15 protein-coding genes are annotated in these 14,613 nt (G+C 73.7%); 5 read left to right on the top strand and 10 right to left on the bottom strand.

From position 1 onward, the window contains the following. Nucleotides 1-35: 35 nt before the first annotated feature. The 5 genes from BM076_RS29420 to BM076_RS29400 all read right to left on the bottom strand — a co-directional run bounded on the left by BM076_RS29420 (nucleotide 36) and on the right by BM076_RS29400 (nucleotide 4,120). Nucleotides 36-1,001 (bottom strand): aldo/keto reductase, encoded by a 966-nt coding sequence (locus BM076_RS29420; protein WP_093716775.1) that lies wholly within the window; start codon nucleotides 999-1,001, stop codon nucleotides 36-38. A 124-nt stretch (nucleotides 1,002-1,125) separates the two neighbouring features. After that, nucleotides 1,126-1,884: an SDR family oxidoreductase gene (locus tag BM076_RS29415; protein ID WP_093716774.1), complete on the bottom strand. Its 759-nt coding sequence runs from the start codon at nucleotides 1,882-1,884 to the stop codon at nucleotides 1,126-1,128. A gap of 54 nt (nucleotides 1,885-1,938) precedes the next feature. Beyond that, entirely contained in the window at nucleotides 1,939-2,700 is a 762-nt protein-coding gene (gene fabG / locus BM076_RS29410) for a 3-oxoacyl-ACP reductase FabG (RefSeq protein ID WP_093716773.1), read from the bottom strand. A 218-nt stretch (nucleotides 2,701-2,918) separates the two neighbouring features. Continuing rightward, nucleotides 2,919-3,338: a DUF3037 domain-containing protein gene (locus BM076_RS29405; RefSeq protein WP_093716772.1), complete on the bottom strand. Its 420-nt coding sequence runs from the start codon at nucleotides 3,336-3,338 to the stop codon at nucleotides 2,919-2,921. After that, entirely contained in the window at nucleotides 3,299-4,120 is an 822-nt protein-coding gene (locus BM076_RS29400) for a HipA family kinase (RefSeq protein ID WP_177246672.1), read from the bottom strand. Before BM076_RS29400 ends, BM076_RS29405 begins: the two co-directional genes overlap by 40 nt. Nucleotides 4,121-4,150: 30 nt before the next feature. Between BM076_RS29400 and BM076_RS29395 the strand changes: the two genes are divergently transcribed. Continuing rightward, nucleotides 4,151-6,334, top strand: coding sequence for a prolyl oligopeptidase family serine peptidase (locus BM076_RS29395; protein ID WP_093716770.1), 2,184 nt, complete (start codon nucleotides 4,151-4,153; stop codon nucleotides 6,332-6,334). 76 nt (nucleotides 6,335-6,410) lie between these two features. Continuing rightward, a complete protein-coding gene (locus BM076_RS29390) occupies nucleotides 6,411-6,926 on the top strand; it encodes a Rieske (2Fe-2S) protein (protein WP_093716769.1) in 516 nt (171 codons plus the stop codon). Nucleotides 6,927-7,009: 83 nt separating this feature from the next. Here BM076_RS29390 and BM076_RS29385 read toward each other — a convergent pair whose 3' ends face one another. Beyond that, entirely contained in the window at nucleotides 7,010-7,915 is a 906-nt protein-coding gene (locus BM076_RS29385; protein ID WP_093716768.1) for a LysR family transcriptional regulator, read from the bottom strand. Between the two features lie 72 nt (nucleotides 7,916-7,987). Here BM076_RS29385 and BM076_RS29380 point away from each other — a divergent pair, with 72 nt between their 5' ends. Next, nucleotides 7,988-9,031: a DMT family transporter gene (locus tag BM076_RS29380; protein ID WP_107416996.1), complete on the top strand. Its 1,044-nt coding sequence runs from the start codon at nucleotides 7,988-7,990 to the stop codon at nucleotides 9,029-9,031. Here the strand turns inward: BM076_RS29380 and BM076_RS29375 are convergent. Continuing rightward, nucleotides 9,022-10,371, bottom strand: a complete 1,350-nt coding sequence (locus tag BM076_RS29375) for an aminotransferase class I/II-fold pyridoxal phosphate-dependent enzyme (protein ID WP_218160127.1) — start codon at nucleotides 10,369-10,371, stop codon at nucleotides 9,022-9,024. The two genes, BM076_RS29380 and BM076_RS29375, sit on opposite strands and share 10 nt — an antisense overlap. A gap of 34 nt (nucleotides 10,372-10,405) precedes the next feature. Here BM076_RS29375 and BM076_RS29370 point away from each other — a divergent pair, with 34 nt between their 5' ends. Beyond that, nucleotides 10,406-11,080, top strand: a complete 675-nt coding sequence (locus tag BM076_RS29370) for a pyridoxamine 5'-phosphate oxidase family protein (RefSeq protein WP_093716766.1) — start codon at nucleotides 10,406-10,408, stop codon at nucleotides 11,078-11,080. Between the two features lie 10 nt (nucleotides 11,081-11,090). Further along, nucleotides 11,091-11,765: an FMN-binding negative transcriptional regulator gene (locus BM076_RS29365; protein ID WP_093716765.1), complete on the top strand. Its 675-nt coding sequence runs from the start codon at nucleotides 11,091-11,093 to the stop codon at nucleotides 11,763-11,765. A 9-nt stretch (nucleotides 11,766-11,774) separates the two neighbouring features. Here BM076_RS29365 and BM076_RS29360 read toward each other — a convergent pair whose 3' ends face one another. The 3 genes from BM076_RS29360 to BM076_RS29350 all read right to left on the bottom strand — a co-directional run bounded on the left by BM076_RS29360 (nucleotide 11,775) and on the right by BM076_RS29350 (nucleotide 14,594). Next, a complete protein-coding gene (locus tag BM076_RS29360) occupies nucleotides 11,775-12,764 on the bottom strand; it encodes a DMT family transporter (protein ID WP_245796497.1) in 990 nt (329 codons plus the stop codon). A 240-nt stretch (nucleotides 12,765-13,004) separates the two neighbouring features. Then, nucleotides 13,005-14,066, bottom strand: coding sequence for an EamA family transporter (locus tag BM076_RS29355; RefSeq protein WP_093716764.1), 1,062 nt, complete (start codon nucleotides 14,064-14,066; stop codon nucleotides 13,005-13,007). Nucleotides 14,067-14,078: 12 nt separating this feature from the next. Beyond that, nucleotides 14,079-14,594, bottom strand: coding sequence for a Clp protease N-terminal domain-containing protein (locus tag BM076_RS29350; RefSeq protein ID WP_322936547.1), 516 nt, complete (start codon nucleotides 14,592-14,594; stop codon nucleotides 14,079-14,081). Nucleotides 14,595-14,613 lie beyond the last annotated feature (19 nt).

Below are 14,613 nucleotides of genomic sequence, written 5' to 3'. Positions count from 1 at the left end.
CTGACAACGCGTACCGCCCGGCCCCGCCGGACGGCTCACACCGCGTCGAGCCGGGCCCGCAGCTCCGGGCCGAGGTCCAGGTCCACCGCCGCGAGCGCCTCGTCGAGCTGGGCGACGCTGCTCACCCCGACCACCGGCACGATCGGCAGCGCGCCGCCCATCTGCCAGGCGAGCACCACCTGGTTGGGGGTCGCGCCCAGCTCCTTGGCGACCTCGCGCAGTACATCCAGCCTGCGGTGCGAGACCGGGTGGTCGTACTCGGCGAGCAGCTTCTTGTCGGGGCGCGTGTAGGCACCGTGGATCAGCGGTCCGTACGCCATGAGCGTCATGTCGTCGTTCGCGGCGATCATGTCCTGCACGTCGTCGCGGGCGTACCACTGCGCGCCCCACTCGCCGCCGGGCACCGGCCACAGATAGGTGTGGCGCTGCTGGACGCAGGTGTAGCCGGGCAGCCCCTGGTCGGCCGCGTACTGCCGGGCCGCCGCGACCCGCCACGCGGCGTGGTTGCTGACGCCGAGGACGCGGGTGGCGCCGCTGCGGACGACCTCAGCGAAGGCTTCCACGGTCTCGGTGACCGGCACGTCGCGGTCCTCGACGTGCGCGTAGTACAGATCGACGTGGTCGGTGCCGAGCCGGCGCAGGCTGCCCTCGATGCCGGCCCGGATCACCTTGGCCGAGAGCCCTTCCCAGACCTCGGGCCAGATCTTGGTGGAACCGGCCGGCGGCCGGGCACCGACCTTGGTGGCGACGACGGTACGGTCCCGGGCGCCGCGGTCGCGCAGCCAGCGGCCGAGCAGGAGTTCGCTCTCGTCGCCGGTGCCGCCCGGCGCCCAGATCGCGTAGTTGTTGGACGTGTCGACGAAGGTGCCGCCTGCCTCGGCGAAGCGGTCGAGGATCGCGTAGGACGTGGCGTCGTCGACGGACGAGCCGAACGGCAGGATGCCCAGGCACAGGGCGCTGACCTCGGGTCCGGTGCCGCCGGCGAGCGTGCGGTAATGCATGGGTGGTCTCCGTAACGTGACGGTTCTCGGGTGACCGGCCGGTGCGGCCGGTCACCCGAGGACTGTGCACGCTGGAGTACGGACGAAGGCAAGGGCCTCCGCCCGCACCCGCGACCCGTACGGGTCAGCCGACGCCCGCCTGGAGGAAGAGGCCGCCGTCGATGACCAGGTTCTGGCCGGTGATCCAGGCCGCCTGGTCCGAGAGCAGGAAGGCGGCGGCGCCGCCGATGTCCTCGGGCACGCCGAGCCGCTTGAGCGGGTAGGCCGCCGCCGCTTCCTCCTCGCGGCCCTCGTACAGCGCCGAGGCGAATTTGGTCTTCACCACGGCGGGCGCCACGGAGTTGACCCGGACGCCGGGCGCCATCTCGGCGGCGAGCTGCGCCGTGAGGTTGATCATCGCGGCCTTGCTGATGCCGTAGGCGCCGATGAAGGGCGACGGTGCGACGCCCGCGATGGAGGCGACGTTGACGATCGCGCCGCCGTTCTCCTTCTGCCACGCGTGCCAGGTCTTCTGGGCGAAGCCGAGCGCGGAGATGACATTGGTCTCGTAGACCTTGCGGGCGACGCCGAGGTCGAGGTCGGCGAGCAGCCCGTACACGGGGTTGGTGCCCGCGTTGTTGGCGAGAAAGTCGATCCGGCCGAACGCCTCCATGGTGCGTTCGACGGCGACGGCCTGGTGCGCCTCGTCGTGGGCCTTGCCCGCGACGCCGATGACGCGGTCGGCGCCGAGCTTCTCGACGGCTTCCTTGAGGGTGTCCTCGTTGCGTCCGGTGACGCACACCCGGTCGCCGCGGGCGACGAGGGCTTCGGCGATGCCGTAGCCGATGCCCCGGCTGGCGCCGGTGACGAGGGCGACGCGACCGCTGTCGGGGAGCTGGGTCATGATGGGGGGCCTCCGGCCTGTCTGGTGATCCGCCTGCGGGTGGGTGACGGCGGGTCAGTCGAGCGGGCCGCCGGCGACGTACAGCACCTGGCCGGAGACGAAGCCGGCGTCGTCACCGGTGAAGAAGGCGATGGCGCCCGCCACGTCGTCCGGGACACCGACCCGCTGGACGGGGATCTGGGTGGCGGCGGCGGTCTTGAAGTCCTCGAAGCCCATGCCGACGCGGGCGGCGGTGGCGGCGGTCATGTCGGTGGCGATGAAGCCGGGCGCGACGGCGTTGGCGGTGACGCCGAACTTGCCGAGTTCGATGGCCAGGGTCTTGGTGAAGCCCTGCATTCCGGCCTTGGCGGCGGAGTAGTTGACCTGGCCTCGGTTGCCGAGCGCGGAGGACGAGGAGAGGTTGACGACGCGGCCGAACTTCGCGTCCACCATGTGCTTCTGCACGGCGCGGGTCATCAGGAAGGCGCCGCGCAGGTGCACGCCGAGGACGGTGTCCCAGTCGGAGACGCTCATCTTGAACAGCAGATTGTCGCGGAGCACGCCCGCGTTGTTCACCAGGATGGTGGGGGCGCCCAGTTCCTGGACCACCTTCGCGACGGCCGCCTCGACCTGCGCCTCGTCGGAGACGTCGGCGCCGACCGCGATCGCCCGGCCGCCGGCCGCGGTGATCGTCTCGACGGTGTCCTTGCAGGCGTTCTCGTCGAGGTCGAGTACGGCGACGGCGCGGCCCTCGGCGGCCAGGCGGACCGCGGTGGCGGCGCCGATTCCGCGCGCGGCCCCCGTGACGATCGCGACGCGCTGCTCGGTGGTGGACATCTGCATCTCCTCAGCCCGGTGGTGCGGCACGCCCGTGACCGGCCCGCGCCGGACACATGAGCGACCGCTTAGTAGGTCCCGTAGCCGAAACCGTAGGAGCGCCGTGACTTTGTGTCAACGCCACCACGGCCGATGTGGCTCAGGGCACGGGTGTCCGGGTCGGCACCGCCGCCGGCGACCCGCGTCCGAACCGGGTCCGAGCCGGGTCCCGGGCGGAGTCAGTGCACCAGCAGCGCCAGCAGCCGATCCGCCTCGGCCGCCGCGTCCGCGGTCAGCCCGGTGTGGATCGGGCCCGGCTGCACGATGGTGCTGCGCGGCGCGGTGAGCCAGCGAAAGCGCCGCCCGGGGTCGTCCCCGGCCGCCTGTCCCGCCTGCTTGCCGCCTTCGCAGATGTCCTCGTACCCGCGCAGTGCCGCCCGCACCCCCAGCACGTCCACCGCGGCGTCCAGGCAGCGCAGCCGGGCCTCGTCCAGGTGCACCCGGGCCCCGACGTAGCTCTGGGCGCGGCAGTACACCAGCACACCCGCGTTGATCATCTCGCCGCGCTCGATCCGCGGCACCACGCGCACCAGCGCGTACTCGAAGACGTCCCTGCCGGTCACTGCGCGTTCTTCCCCTCGACCCAGGTCCGCAGCCATTCGGGCGGCGGCTGGCGCTCCCCCTGCTTGGGCGCCAGGGTGATCCGCCGGTGGACGTCCGCGGCGCGGTTCAACAGCAGTTCGCGATAGGCGCGGCGTACGTCGTCGGGGGTGTCGAAGCCCGGCTCGTCGGTCAGCCACTCGTCGGGGATCAGCCCGGTCACCTCGGTGAGCAGCGCGTCGGTGACCCGCGGCGCCAACTCGGCCGCCGCGGCGGCCGGATCGGGGTCGAAGCGGGACAGCGCGTGCTCCGAGGCGTCGTACGGCTTGTCGGAGGCGGCCCGCGCGGTACGCCAGTTGTGGTGCCAGATCAGCGAGGCGCCGTGGTCGATCAACCACAAGTCCCGGTGCCAGACCAGCATGTTAGGATTCCGCCACGATCTGTCGACGTTGCCGATGAGCGCGTCGAACCAGACGATGCGGCTCGCCTCTGCCGTCTCCACCGGGAAGACCAGTGGATCGAAGCCGAGGGATCCGGGCAGGAAGTCCATACCGAGATTGAGCCCGCCGCTCGCCTTCAGCAGATCCTGGATCTCCTGGTCGGGCTCGCCGAGTCCGATCACCGGATCGAAGTCGAAGCGCACCAGCTCGGGCACCCGCAGATCGAGCCGCCGGGCCAGTTCGCCCGCGATCACCTCGGCGATCAGCGCCTTGCGGCCCTGGGCGGCGCCGGTGAACTTCACGACGTACGTACCGAGATCGTCGGCCTCGACGACTCCGGGCACCGAGCCGCCCTCGCGCAGCGGCGTCACATAGCGGATGCCCGTCACTTCTCTCAACATCGCCCCAGGTTAATGGGCCAGAGTCCCCTTATGGACACCAATGATCCGGCACGCTCTTCCGGCCCGGCCCCGACCGATCCCCCGCACCCCGACCCGGCACCCGACCCGCGCACCGACCTCTCGCGCGAACTGCCCCGGCAGCTGGCCCGCACCCAGCGCTTCACGCTCGGCGTGCCCCGCTCCTTCACGCTCTCGCCGGACGGCGCGCGCGTGCTCTTCCTGCGCACCCGCGGCTCCGAGGACCGGACGAGCTGCCTGTGGCTGCTGGCAGGCGGCGCCGAGCAGCTGCTCGTCGATCCCGACACGCTCGGCGCCGCGCCCGGCGAGGTGCCGCAGGCCGAGCTGATCAGGCGCGAGCGGGCCAGGGAGCGCAGCGGCGGCATCGTCGCCTACGCCACCGACGCCGCCGTGACGACCGTCGTCTTCGCACTGGACGGCGCCTTGTGGACGGTGCGCACCGACGGCGGGGCGGCGCGGCGGATCGCCACCGCGGGCCCGGTGGTCGACCCGCGGCCCGATCCCGCGGGCCGCCGGGTGGCCTATGTGACGGACGGCGCCCTGCGGGTGGTCGGCCTCGACGGCGGCGCCGACCGGCTGCTCGCCGCACCCGAGAACGCCGACGTCACCTACGGCCTCGCCGAGCACGTGGCGGCCGAGGAGATGCACCGGGTCCGCGGCCACTGGTGGGCGCCGGACGGCTCCGCCCTGCTGGCCGCCCGCGTCGACACCGCCCGCGTACGGCGCTGGTGGATCTCCGATCCCGCGCACCCGTCCCGGCCGCCGCGCGCGATCGCCTACCCGGCCGCGGGCACGCCCAACGCGGACGTCTCCCTGTACGTCCTCGGCCTGGACGGCTCCCGGACCGAGGTGGACTGGGACCGGACCGCGTACGAATATCTGACCGCCGTGACCTGGGACGCGCACGGGCCGCTGCTGGGCGTCCAGAGCCGTGATCAGAAGACGGTGCGGGTGCTCGCCGCCGATCCGGACGGCGGCGCCACCCGGCTGCTGCACGAGCAGCGCGATCCGGCCTGGGTGGAGCTCGTGCCGGGTACGCCCGCGCGGACCGCGTCCGGGGCGCTGGTGCACACCGCCGACACCGGCAACAGCAGGCGCCTCACGGTCGACGGGCGGCCGGTGACGCCCGACGGTCTGCACATCCGCCAAGTGGTCGCGGTCCAGGGCGAGTCGGTGCTGTTCGTCGCCTGCGACGAGCCGACGGAGGAACACCTGTGGCGTTACGACGCGGGGCCGGGCGGCGCGGCGGCCCCCGTACGGCTCAGCTCCGGGCCCGGCCTGCACACCGGATCGGCCGCGGGCGGCGCCCTGCTGCTGGACTCCCGTACCGAACGCGGTCATCGGGCGACGCTGCTGCGCGACGGCGGCCGGGCGACCGTCATCGCATCGCTGGCCGCGACGCCGGCGCTCGCGCCGCGGGTGACCTGGCTGCGGGCCGGGGAGCGCGAGATCAGGACCGCGCTGGTGCTGCCGTCCTGGTACGAGCCGGGCGCCGCGCGGCTGCCGGTGCTGGTCGCCTCCTACGGCGGGCCCGCGATGCGGCTGGTGACGCGCGGCGGCGGCTGGTCGATGGTGGAGGCGCAGTGGTTCGCCGAGGAGGGTTTCGCGGTGGTGGTCGCGGACGGCCGCGGCACGCCGGGGCGGGACCCGGCCTGGGAGAAGACGGTGCGCGGGGACTCGCTGAGCGCGCCGCTGGAGGACCAGGTCACGGCGCTGCGCGCGGCGGCCGAGCACTGCGCGGACCTGGACCTCGGGCGGGTCGGTATCCGCGGCTGGTCGTACGGCGGGACACTGGCGGCGACCGCGGTGATCCGCCGACCGGACGTCTTCCACGCGGCGATCAGCGGCGCGGCGCCGAGCGACCAGCGGCTGTACGACACGCACTGGCGGGAGCGCTTCCTCGGCCACCCGGACGAGGAGCCGGAGGCGTACGAGCGCTCGTCACCGATCGGCGAGGCGGCGTCGCTGCGCCGGCCGCTGCTGCTGGTGCACGGCATGGCCGACGACAATGTGGTGGTGGCGCACGCGCTGCGGATGTCGGCGGCCCTGCTGGCGGCGCACCGCCCCCATCAGGTGCTTCCGCTGTCGGGAGTGACCCATTCGCCGACCGACGCGACGGTGGTGGAGGGGCTGCTGAGGCACCAGGTGAATTTCTTGCGCGAGGCGTTGAACATCCCGGGCCCGGCGGCCGTATGACTCGTCACGCGTGACACCACGCTGCCGGGCGGTGTCCCTCCGCCGCCCGGCCCCACGAACGGACAGGACGCTCCTCATGGCAGAGACCCCCCGATTCCCCGTGCCGCCCACCCGCCGCCGCATCGTCGCGGCCGCGGGCGGCGTGGGACTCGCCGCGGCCTTGGCCGCCTGCGGCAATTCGGACGACTCGTCGAACGACGCCTCCTCCGACACTTCCTCGCCGTCGTCCTCGGCCCCGGCCACGGACCCGACCACATCGGACGCGGGCGCCGCGCCGTCCACCTCCGCGGCGGCCGGCGGCGGCACCCCGCTCGGCAAGACCTCGGACATCCCGGTCGGCGGCGGGAAGATCTTCGCCGACCAGAAGGTGGTCGTCACCCAGCCGACGGCGGGGCAGTACAAGGCGTTCTCCAGCACCTGCACCCATCAGGGCTGCCAGGTCGCCAGCGTGTCCGACGGCACGATCAACTGCCCGTGCCACGGCAGCAAGTTCCATGTGGCCGACGGCAGTGTCGCGGGCGGTCCCGCGATGGCGCCGCTGCCCCCGGAGAAGGTCACGGTCTCCGGCGGCCAGGTGATGCTCGACAGCTGATCCTCCGGCGGTGCCGGGCGCGGCAGGTGGGGTGTCGTGCCCGGCGCCGGACAGCCGTACGGCCGGGGCGGTTTCCCGGGGCGTCAGCCGGCCTCGTGGCCGGCGGAACGGCGCAGCGCGTCCACGGCCACCCGGATCGCCGGGCGGCGGTCGGCGTCCTCGCGCCAGACGGCGTAGACGTGGCGGTGCATCGTGTGCTGGACGGGGGCGATACGGACGCCCTCGGGCATGGGGTCGCGGCCCAGCCTCGGAATGACGGCGACACCGAGGCCCGCGGCGACGAGCGCGAGGACGGTGGCGTGCTCCTCCGCGTGGTGCGCGATCCGCGGTTCGATGCCCTTGCCGCGCAGGGTGAACAGCAGCCATTCGTGGCAGAAGCCGCCGTCGGGCCAGGCGATCCAGTCCTCGTCGATCAGTTCGTCGAGTTCGATGTCGGCGCAGCCCGCGAGGCGGTGCCCTGCGGGCAGCGCCACATCGGCGATGTCGTCGATGAGCGGCGCCTTGGCCAGGCCGGTGGGCAGCGACAGCGGTTTGTTGTACCAGTCGAGGACGACGGCGAGGTCGATGTCGCCGCGCGCCAGCCGGGACAGCGACTCGTGGGGTTCCAGCTCGTGCACCACCGTGCGCAGCTGCGGATGCTCGCGGCGCAGCGCGTTGAGCGCGTCGGGGAACAGGCCGCGGACCGCGGTGGGGAAGGCGCCGGCGCGCAGTTCGCCGACGGCGGCGCCGCGGTGCGCCTCCAGGTCGGCGTGCGCCAGTTCGACCAGCGACAGTATCCGGTCGGCGTGCCCGGACAGCAGCCGTCCGGCGTCGGTCAACCGCACCCCGCGGCCGTTCCTGGCCAGCAGCGGCTGCCCGGTCTCCCGCTCCAGCTTGGCCATCTGCTGCGAGACGGCCGAGGTCGTCACGCTGAGCACGTCCGCCGCGGCGCTCACCGAGCCGTAGGTGTCGATGGCGTGCAGGATCCGCAGGCGTTCCAGACTCAACATGTAAGCAACTCTACGCCGTCCGTGTACTTTTTCTCGCTTGTTCTACGACGTCGGACGCGCCACCGTAGCCGTATGACCGCACCCGCCGAACCCAGGACCGGCGCTTCCGCCGACCGCTCCCCCGCTGCTTCCTCCGTCGATTCCGCCACGGCCGCCGCGTATGCCGTGCCCGCGGTATCCACGGCGTCCGCCGGCGCCGCCGTCCGTACGACGCGCAGGACCGTCGACTGGCGGCTGCGGTTCGCGTCGCTCGGCCTGGTCTGGGGCTTCAGCTTTCTGTTCATGAAGGTCGGCAACGAGGCGTTCGCACCGCTCCAGGTGACGCTCGGCCGGATGGTGTTCGGCACCGCGGTACTGGCCGTGGCGGTGGCGGTCAAGCGGGAGCGGCTGCCGCGCGAACCGCGGGTCTGGCTGCACCTGGCGGTCGCGGCGGTGCTGCTCAATTCGCTGCCGTTCTCGCTGTTCGCCTATTCCGAGCAGACCATCCCGTCGATGCTGGCGGGGATATGCAACGCGGCGACACCGCTGTTCTCGATGCTGGTGTCGGTGGTCGCGCTGTCCGAGGACCGGCCGTCGCGGCAGCGCTTCGCGGGCGTCGGTCTCGGTTTCATCGGGGTGCTGACCGTGCTCGGCGCCTGGCAGGGCTTCTCCGGCCAGGACCCCAAGGGCACGATCATGGCGCTGACCGCGGCCTTCAGCTACGCGGTCGGCTGGGCGTACGTACGGCGCACGCTCACCGGCACCGGCAGCTCCAACCTGGCCATGTCCGCGAGCCAGTTGAGCCTGGGCACGCTGCAACTGCTGATCGTCACGCCGTTCTTCACCTCGATACCGGACTCCTACCCGGCGAAGTCGGTGCTGTCGGTGCTGGCGCTGGGCGCGCTCGGCACGGGTGCCGCCTTCCTCATCCAGTACGGCCTGGTCGCGGAGAAGGGCCCGACGATCGGCTCGATGGTCACGTATCTCATCCCGATCGTGGCCACGGCCGCCGGAGTGCTGCTGCTCGGCGAGTCACTGAGCTGGAACGAACCGGTCGGCGCGGCCGTCATCCTGACCGGCGCCGCGCTCACTCAGCGGCGGTCCCGAACAGGCCCCAAGCCGGCGCCTCAGCCGTAACGACCCACGTCCGCCGCGGCGCCCGGTCCCGCCGGGCGCAGCACGGCGGCGACGGCGTCGGCCAGCGGCCCGATGTCGTCCGGGGTGAGCGGGGAGACGGTCAGCCGCACCCCCGGCGGCGAGGCAAGGCGGAAGCGAGCACCCGGGGCGACGGCCCAGCCGCGCTGGAGCAGTCCGGCCACCGCGCCGGTCTCGTCACTGACCGGCACCCAGACGTTCATGCCGCTGCGGCCGTGAGCGGCGACACCGCGCGCGGCGAGCGCCCGCACCAGAGCGTCGCGCCGCTCACCGTAGGCACGTGCCGTGCGCTCCGGGTCGACGGCCCCGGTCTCCCACAGGTGCACCACGGCCCGTTGCAGCAGATGGCTCACCCAGCCCGCGCCGAGCCGGTGCCGCCCGCGGACCCGGTCGACGGTCACCGGGTCGCCGGTGTAGAGCGCCAGCCGCAGGTCGGGGCCGTACGCCTTGGCCGTGGAGCGGATCAGCGCCCAGTGGTCGGTGACACCGGACAGGCAGTGCAGCGGGAGGTCGACCAGCCCGTGCACATGGTCGTCGTCGACGACCAGTACGTGGCGGTGCTCCGCGAGCAGCGACCGCAGCTCGGCCGCCCGCGCGGCCGAGATCGCGGCGCCGGTCGGATTCTGCCCCCGGTCGGTGACGACCAGCGCCCGTGCGCCCGCCCGGACCGCCCGGGCCACGTCCGCCGGCAGCGGCCCTTCGTCGTCCACCGCGACCGGGACGGGCCGCAGCCCCATCGCGGGCACGAGGTCCAGGGTGCTGCCCCAGCCGGGGTCCTCGACGGCCACCGCGTCACCGGGGCGCAGATGGGCGCTCAGCACTCTTTCGATGGCGTCGAGCGATCCCGAAGTGAGACCGATCGGGCCCGCGGGCACACCGTCCGCGTCGAACGCGGCGCGGGCCGCGGCCGCCAGTTCCGGATCGACGGGGACACCGCCGTAGAGCGCGGGCGCCGCCGCGTGCCGTGCCGCCGCGGCGGCCAGTGCCCCGTCCAACGGCGGCAGCAGCGCGAGGTCGGGGTTGCCCGCCGAGATGTCGCGGACGCCGGGCGGCACCTCGATCCGGATCGCGTCGCGCGGCGCGGTGGCCGGCCGCGCGCGGACCCGGCTGCCGCGCCGCCCCGCGGTCTCGATCACCCCGCGGTCGCGCAGCAGCCGGTACGCAGCGGCCACCGTATTCGGATTGACCTCCAGCTCCTGGGCCAGCTCGCGCAGCGGCGGCAGCGCCTCGCCCGGCCGCAGCACGCCCGCGCCGACCGCGCTCTCGACGCTGGCCGCGATATCCGATGCGCCCCGACCTGTGATCCGGTAATCTCCTAGCACAAACATCATTATGCACTAGTGCAAAGGTGACGCCATGTCTTCCGCACCTCCCGCCGCGTATGCGCCGACCGGCCGGACCGTCCCCACCCGCAGCAGGGAACGCGCCGCGTACGACCGGGACGTGGTGCACGCCATCCTCGACGAGGGCTATGTGTGCCACCTCGGTTTCGTCCGGGACGGCGCGCCCGTCGTCCTGCCCACGCTCTACGCCCGGCACGGCGAACGGCTCTATGTGCACGGCTCGACCGGCTCCCGGCCGCTGCGCGGGGCGCGGGAGGACGCCGGGCTCGCGGTCTGCCTCACCGTCACCCATGTCGACGGCCTGGTACTGGCCCGCTCGGCCTTCCACCACTCCATCAACTACCGCTCCGTGGTGGTGCACGGCACCGCCCACCAGGTCACCGACCCCGGCGAACGGGCGGTCGCCCTGGACGCGATCGTCGAACAGGCCGTGCCGGGCCGCGCCGCCGACTCACGGCGCGCCGACGCCAAGGAGCTGGCCGCCACCGCCGTCATCCGCCTCGATCTGCTGGAGGTCTCGGCGAAGATCCGCACCGGCGGCCCCAACGACGAGCCCGAGGACATCGCGCTGCCGTACTGGACCGGCGTCGTCCCCGTCGCCCGCAGGTACGGCACCCCGGTCCCGGCCGACGACCTCGACCCGTCGATACCGCTGCCCGGTTATCTGAGCCGTCCGCTCGGGAAGTGAGGCCGCCGCCGTGCTGATCCACCCCTGGGACGCGCCCACCGACGACAGCGAGTGGCGGGACTGGCTGGCCGCCCACGATTTCGGCCAGCTCACCGTCAACGGGCCGTCCGGGCAACCACCGTTCGTCCAGCCGCTGCACTTCGCCTACGACCCGGCGGCCGGCGGCCACGGGCTCGGTGAGGCAGTCACCCACCTCGCCCGGCCCAACCCGATCTGGCCGGCGCTGGAGGCGGCCCCGCAGGTCACCCTCAGCGTCGTCGACGACTACGCGTTCATCCCCGGGCCCTGGCACGCGCCCGCGGACGGCCCCGCCGAGCACGGCACCCCGACCAGCTTCTACGCCGCCGTCCTGCTGCACTGCACGGCCCGGGTGGTCGACGACCCGGGCCACAAGGCCGACCTGCTGCGGCGGCAGGTCGGCCACTTCCAGCCCGACGGCGGCACCGCGCCCGTGACACCGGATGAGCCGCCCTTCGGCCGCATGCTGCCCGGCATCCGCGGCATCCGGCTCGATGTCGTCGACGTCCGGGCGAAGTTCAAATTCGGCGGCAACAAACCGGTGTGGATGCAGCGCCGCGATCTGGACCTGCTCGCGGACCGCGACGGGCCGCGCGACGCCGCCGCCCGCACCCACCAGGCCCGCCGCCTGGCCGCCCGGCAGGAAGAGCCGGGCGACCGCGGCTGATCCGCCGGCTCACTCCACAGCGGGCGCCGTCCTGCGCTGCGCGGACGCCGACCGTGCCTCCTCGAGCCCGAGGCAGGTCACGGCCGCCAGCAGGATCACCGTGCCCGTCACCGTCGCCGCCGTCAGGTGCTCCCCCAGCAGCGCCACGGCGATCACGGCCGCCGAGACCGGCTCGATCAGCGCGATCACCGACACCGTCGCGGCCCGCAGCACCGCGGCGCCCGCGAAGTACAGGCCGTAGGCGACCGCCGTCGGCACCGACGCGAGATAGCCGAGCAGCAGCACCGTACGGCCGAGGTCCGCCGCCCGCGGCAGCAGCCCTTCCGCCCAGGCCGCGGGCAGCAGCGCCACCGCGCAGATCCCGAACGACCACAGGGACGTCTCCAGCGGATCGCCCGCCGATCCGCTGCGCCCCAGCCACCGGGTGAGCAGGGTGATCCCCGCGTACCCCGTCGCCGACAGCACCGCCAGCAGCACCCCCAGCGGGCGCACCCCCGTGCTCCCGCCGCCGAGCACCAGCACCGCGAGACCCGCCAGGGCGCCCGCCACGGCCGCCGTGCCGCCCCGCCCGAGGCGTTCCCCCATGCCCAGCCGGGCCACAGCCGCGATCAGCACCGGCCCCGAGCCGAGCGTCACCACGGTCGCCACGGCCAGTCCCGTGGACTTCACCGCGCAGAAATACGCCGTCTGGAACAGGGTCAGACCCGCCCCCGTCGCCAGCACGCGGACCGCCCTGCGGCGCGCCGGTTCGGCGGCGGGCCGCCGCGGCGCCGAGGCAGCCGGGCGCACCGCCCTCACCGCCAGCAGCAGGACGAAGCCGCAGGCCGCCCGCCAGAAGGTCAGCGAGAGCGGGCCGAGCCCGCTCCCGTCGTACAGCAGCGCCGCCGCCGCGCCGGCCGTGCCCCAGGCGGTGGCGGCGAACACGACGTACAGCAGGCCCCGGTTGGTGGACAGCGGGGCGCCGACCGGGGTGGAGGTGGAGACATGGGTGAGTGACACGAGAATGCTCCCGCGGAAGAGGTGGGTCAGTGGGTGGGTGCGCAGCGCGTACGCCGATCACGGCACGCGGACAGCGCCGACCCGCCCGTCCGCCTCACACGCGGTTGGTCACGCGTGGAGCCGAAGGGACCCAGGTCTTCCGTACTGCCGCCCGCGTCAGACGACGGGCGGCGGGAGAACGGTGGAGTGCATGGGCGCAGCTTACGGGGCGGGTGCCGGGCAGGGTCAACGGCCCCTGGGCTACGGCAGTCCCGGCGCCTCGGCCAGGCCCGCCTCCGCCGCCCCGGCCTCGCCCGGGGCTTCGCCCGACCCCGCCGTGACCGCTTCCGGACCGCCCCGCACGGCCTCCCTCTTCCTTCCGCCCGCGGCCGTCTGGGCGGTGAAAGCCCCGGCCAGGACGAGGGTGCCGCCGACGATCTGGGCGAGTCCCAGGTGTTCGTCGAGCAGGACCCAGGCCAGGACGGTGCCGACGACGGCCTCGATGCTGGCGACGACGCCGGCGACCTGCGGGGTGAGGCGGCGGACCGCTTGGACGCCGGAGAGGTAGGCGACGACGGTGGAGACGAGCACGATCCAGGCGACGAGCAGGACGGCGGGGACGTCGCGTTCGCCGAGGGCGGTCTGCTGCCCGAGCACCGTCCAGTCGATGGTCCAGGGCCGGGCCACGACGGTGAGGACGACGGTGCCGACGAGCAGGCCGTAGGCGATCACGGCGATGGGCTCGGGCACGTCGGGCGCGACCGGGCCGGAGCCCGCGCCGGCGTCCGTACCGGCGTGCTCGCCGCCGTCGTCCGCGAGCACGAAGTAGGCGACCTGACAGCAGGCGGCACCGAAGGCAAGCAGCAGGCCGAGGGCGTCGAAGGCGAGTCCCGACCAGATCTCGACGACGGCGGCCATGCCGGAGATGGCCAGGACGACGCCGATGGCGGCGGAGCGGCTGACCGTCCGGCGCTGGACGAACCGCACCCAGCCCAGCAGCAGGGCGGGGCCCAGGAATTCGACGAGGATGGCGACGCCGACCGGGATGCGGGAGATGGCCACGAAGTACAGGGCCTGGCAGCCGGTGATGCCGAGCAGGCCGAAGCCGAGGACGAGTCCGGGCCTGCGGCGGGGCAGTTCACGGTGGCGCAGGGCGACCGGGAGCAGGATCAGGGCGGCGCCCGCGACGCGCATCCAGACCACGTGCAGGGGGTCCATCCCTGATTCGATCAGCGGCTTGGCGGCGACACCGGAGCCGCCGAAGGCGAAGGCGGACAGCAGAGCGAGCCCGAGGCCCCCGTTTCGCCGCTGAGTTACGTGCATCGGGTCATGATGTCAGCTCGCGACAGGACCGTCATCCCTGAAGCCACTGACGTCCAGTCCGGCGGCGCGCAGGACTTCCACGGCGCGGCAGGCGGGGTCGGCGGCGAGGGCGTCGAGCAGGTCGATGCCGTCGGCCTGCGGGCGGCCGCGGCGGCGGGCGAGGGTGACGGCGTTGCGCAGCGCGGCGCCCGCGGACGGGCTCCAGCCGGTGGCGTGCGCGGGCTGGACGACGGGCAGCGCGCCGGAGTCCTCGACGCTGCCGTGCCAGCGCAGCCCGTAGCCGATGCTGCGCTGGACGAGATAGCCGAGCACGCGGGCGACGCGTCCGGTGCCGGCATCGCACGCGGCGCGGGCCGCCGGGTCGATCTCCAGCAGCGAGTGCAGCAGGTGCGCGGTGTCGATCTGCTGATCGCCGTCCCGCGTCGCGCGGCGCCGCGCGCTGGCCGCCACCGAACGCAGCTCCACCGTCAGACGGAGGTCGTCCGCGAGGTGGCTCAGGTCGAGCGGCGGCCGGTGGTTGCTGTACACGCCATCCACCTCATCAGGT

Origin of the sequence: Actinacidiphila alni (assembly GCF_900112845.1) — a bacterium.
GTDB classification, from domain to species: Bacteria; Actinomycetota; Actinomycetes; order Streptomycetales; family Streptomycetaceae; genus Actinacidiphila; species Actinacidiphila alni.
Note: the sequence above shows the minus strand (reverse complement) of the source record. Positions and strands in the feature narration are given on the sequence as shown.